The sequence below is a fragment of the Enterobacter sp. CM29 genome, assembly GCF_013179605.1.
In the GTDB taxonomy this organism is placed as follows: domain Bacteria; phylum Pseudomonadota; class Gammaproteobacteria; order Enterobacterales; family Enterobacteriaceae; genus Enterobacter; species Enterobacter intestinihominis.
In genome coordinates, this window is record NZ_JABMCU010000274.1 from 1 (window position 1) to 4,416 (window position 4,416).

A 4,416-nucleotide genomic window follows, 5' to 3' on the forward strand; every position below is an offset into this window, starting at 1 on the left:
CATTACTAAACTGGCTCGCGAAGCGGTAGAAGGCGCGAAACAGTAACAAATGCTCAATGCATAAAGCAGGCCCTCTGGCCTGATGCTGGTCACTTTATGTGACCAGCATGTATAAGTTCTTCTTCTTCCCACAAACATTTTTAATATCCCTAACCCCCAGGCGTATCATTCTTCATTATTAAATAATCCCTCACTTATATATTTGATGAATAATTCATTCTTAATTTATCTGTGATGAAATTGCCTGGGCTCTTTTTATTTATTCTGTGAATAATATTACTTCCTTTGAGTCAATTCAACTTGAGGTTGGGTATTTTAATAGGAGAACGATAGGTGTATTGTTTTTAATAAACGGAATGTTTGTTAAAAGGATAAATAATAATGTCAGGGGAATCTGAGGTGGCTCAACGGTGGGACACGTTAAACAGATATTTATTGTATTTCCCGCGTAGCAAAAATGTTATTTCTGATGTTCATTCTTTTACAGGAAAAGAGATATTAAGCGAGCCTTATCGCTATACCATCCGCTTTACCAGTCCGGATCAAAACATTGCCATTAATGCTGTTCTTAATCAAAGGGCTGAGTTTATTCTGCGTGCACCCAATCTGGAAGCCTCATGGCATGGGCAAACCTTCTGGCTGCCGGTTCGCCAGATTAATGGCACGATCACCCAATTTTCCCGGCTGATGTCTTCAGGTGACGAAGCACTGTATGAATGCGTGCTGGAGCATGAGCTGGCGCTGCTGGATCAAAATTACCGTTCTGCGGTTTACATGAACATGACAGTCCCGGAGCTCGTTACAAAGCTGATGAAGGACAGTGGTCACTTTGACGGCTACAACATTGATTTTGAGCAACTGAGCCACAGCTATCCACGACGGGAAATGATCATTCAGTGGAAAGAAACCGATTTGCGGTTCATCCGTCGGCTGCTGGCAGAGATAGGGATCTGGTTCCGTTTTGAGAATCACAACAAAGTGAAAACGGAAACCGTCGTTATTTTTGGGGATTCTGCGCGTCGTTACAACTTCAGCGACAAACAGATGCCTTATGTCCGACATTCAGGCATGACCAGTTATAACGAATACATCACCGATCTGGAGGAGCAGCACGGCCTGATCCCAAAAAATGTGTTGGTTCGCACCTATAACTACCGTGACCCGCAATCGCCGCAGACGGATAAGACCATTAAAACGAGCGATATTCCCGAAGGTGTAACGACAGGCCAACACTATCACTATGCCGATCACTATCTTGCTGCGGGGGATTTTCACGGTGAAGAGGCGGAAACCGCCGCATTTTACGCTCGTCTGCGTTATGAACGCCTGTTGAACGGACAGAGTCTTCTGGGGGCGACAACCAGCGATCCCGAGCTTCAGCCAGGCATTATGTTTTATCCCTCAGGGCCTGTACCTGACGGGTTTAAGTCCGGGTTTGTGATAACTGCGATGATTATCCGCGGCAGCCGTGCTGAACACTATCGCGCCGTACTTTCTGGGATCCCCTATATCCACGGCTATAGCTTCCGTCCTGAATACATATCCCGGCCGGTGATAGCCGGAACGGTGCCCGCCAGAGTGAAGGCTATCGGGGGAGATAAAACCTATGCCGGACTTGATGCGGTTGGACGCTACCGGGTTAAGTTCGATTTTGACCTTGATGAAAAACGGGTCGGATTTGAAAGCGCCCTGGTACGCCTCGGCAGGCCGTACGCCGGTGACACTTTTGGTATTCACTTTCCGTTGCTGGAGGGGACTGAAGTTGCCGTAGGTTTTGAAGGCGGCGACCCGGACAGACCTTTTATCGCCCATGTCATGCACGACGGCAGCCACCCGGATTTAGTCACAAACCGTAACGATACCCGAAACGTGATCCGCACGGCCGCGTTGAACAAGATCCGTCTTGAAGATCGTCGCGGGCAGGAACACATCAAAATCTCTACCGAGTACGGCAAAGGGCAAGTGAGTGTGGGCCACCTGGTTGATGCTGAGGGCAAAAAGCGCGGGGAAGGTGTGGAGGCTCGCACCGACGACTGGATGGCGCTGCGTGCTGCCAAAGGCGTGATGATCACCACGGAAGCACAGCCCCGCGCGGGGGGTAAGCAACTGGATATGACAGCGGCTATTTCACAACTCGAAAAGGCGTTATCGCTGGCGATGACCCTACAACAAAGTGCGCTTACGGCAGGTGCGAGTAATGTGGAAACCGATCGGCAAAATGCGCTCAGCCAGACGCTGAGTCATCTCGCGGAGCCCGGTATCTTGGCATATGGAAAAAGTGGAATTGCGCAGGTTACGCCGGACAGCCTGCAATTGTCAGCCGGGAAAGACCTGATTGCCACAGCGGGCGGGAATGCCAGCGTGAATGTGGTGAAAAAATTCTCGCTGGCCGTAGGGGAAAAACTGTCGCTGTTTGCCCGCAAACTCGGCATCGAGATGATTGCCGGTGCGGGGGATATTACGACGCAGGCGCAGCGGGGCGAAATGCACATGCTGTCGCAGCAGGATTTCACGCTGACGAGCACCGCCGGGAAAATGAACGGCAGTGCCAGAAAGGGAATGCAGTTTGTCTGCGGGGGCGGCGGGATCCGTATCAGCCCGACCGGACTGGTCACGATTTTCTCGCCGACGGGCATTGAGCTCAAAGCGCCGAGCCTGAAATACGACGGTCCGGAAAGTGTGTCGGTACCGACGCCATCCTTTGACAAAGGCGCCTTTAAACTTCGCTACAAACTGCACGCCTGCGATGATCCGGAGCAAATTCTGGCAAACAAAAAATTCAGGCTGACCAGTGCATCCGGTCAGGTGGTGGAAGGCGTGACGGACAGCTCCGGTCGTTCAACACTGCTCGATGCTGACGACCTCGACAGCTATAAAATGGAGATAATGGAATGACGGAGGCGAAGACAAAACCCTACGCTCCACGGGTGGTATCAGAAGGCGATATTCCGGTACACAAAACCCTGGGCGAAGTCGCCCAGACGCGCAACGTCGGGATACCGCGTCCGATGCCCGGCATTGTGATCCTCGTCCATGGCGTGAACGACGTGGGTGAAGCTTACCAGAATCAGGAGAAAGGAATACTTGTCGGGCTGGGTAAGCGACTCAACCGGCAGGATTTTTACGCCCACGAATGGAAAGACTACAGAATTATCACTCCCGGGCGTTCCCCCATCATCCCGTTTTACTGGGGATATAAACCGGTTACGCATGCTGACTACCGGGCGGACCAGAAGCGCTACCGGGAGGAAGTCGGGAAGCTGAGTGACAAAGCGCATCTGCCCTATGATGCGTACCAGGAAGATAACGAGACGAATAAAAAGTCGCTGGGTAATGACGGGAAAGGGCCGTTTCAGTACCAGAACGATAACTTTAAAAATGCACTTGATACGAGTTTTGCCAAGGGGGGCGGGACCTTTGCCAACGCAACGACGACGATCCCGGATATGCTGGGACCCGGCGCCGGTGGCTTCGGCGTTGCCGCTGCGGGATTTGCCTCGCTGCACTTCAATGATGGCGATTTTACCCATCCTATCTATGAAAGCCCACACCGCATTTACCAGTTTTTTGCCGCTCAACGGCTGGCGGATTTGATTTTAACTATCCGCCGAAATCCGGTCACAGCAAATGATGTTATCAACGTAGTGGCGCATAGTCAGGGCACTATCCTTACCATGCTGGCGAATATGTTGGTCAAACAAGAGGGATTAAAGCCTGTCAACTGTGTCATTCTTAATCACTCACCGTATTCTCTTAAGTCGCGCGTGGCTGAAAATATTCAGCCGGGTTATCAACAGACCGACGATGCCAGACAGCAGACATTTAAAAATTTCTGTCGCCTTATGCATACGCAATGGAAAGGTGGCGGGAAAATAGCAGAGAGCGAATTACTGGCTCTGGAGGCCTCCTGTACCCTGCGTAAACCTTCCGATAATCCGCTACGAACGGATGACAGATATTGCCGAAGCAACGACGGAAAAGTGTATAACTACTTTTGCCCGAATGATGGCGTCGTGTCGCTGGAGAATGTGCAGGGGGTTGGCTGGCGGGGCATTCCTCAGAATATTGCCAGTGATATACCGAATCTGTTTCAGCGCGTGTTTTACCAGCATGGTGAAGTAGGAAAAATCCCTGACGCTAACCCCTTTGAGCTACCATCGCGAAATGAGGGGGATGCAAAATATGCCTTTCTCACGAACGCCAGTTACAGCGCTCGCGATGTGGTAATAAACGGTGAGGAGTTACCGGAACCTTTTATTTTCAAACTTCAGGGGGAGGATAATCACCCGGATAACGATCATAAAACCAGTGATAAACCGTATACCTATTATGTCGATCCGGACAGCCCGGACGCCTACATTTCCTATTCCGCCAAAGCCAGCGCCATTAAGCGCACGGTAACGACAACCTTTGCTG

General features: G+C 50.9%; 2 protein-coding genes. Both read left to right on the plus strand.

Annotated elements, in window-relative coordinates:
* Positions 1 to 381 precede the first annotated feature (381 nt).
* Positions 382 to 2,895 (plus strand): type VI secretion system tip protein VgrG, encoded by a 2,514-nt coding sequence (locus tag HP459_RS21645; RefSeq protein WP_171936817.1) that lies wholly within the window; start codon positions 382 to 384, stop codon positions 2,893 to 2,895.
* Positions 2,892 to 4,416, plus strand: a 1,525-nt coding sequence (locus HP459_RS21650) for a hypothetical protein (protein WP_171936818.1), incomplete at its 3' end; no start/stop codon positions are given. The genes HP459_RS21645 and HP459_RS21650, both read left to right, overlap by 4 nt.

What these genes read in the sequence shown, in the direction of transcription:
- HP459_RS21645 (WP_171936817.1), top strand. Translation starts at nt 382, where the DNA reads ATGTCAGGGGAATCTGAGGTGGCTCAACGGTGGGACACGTTAAACAGA.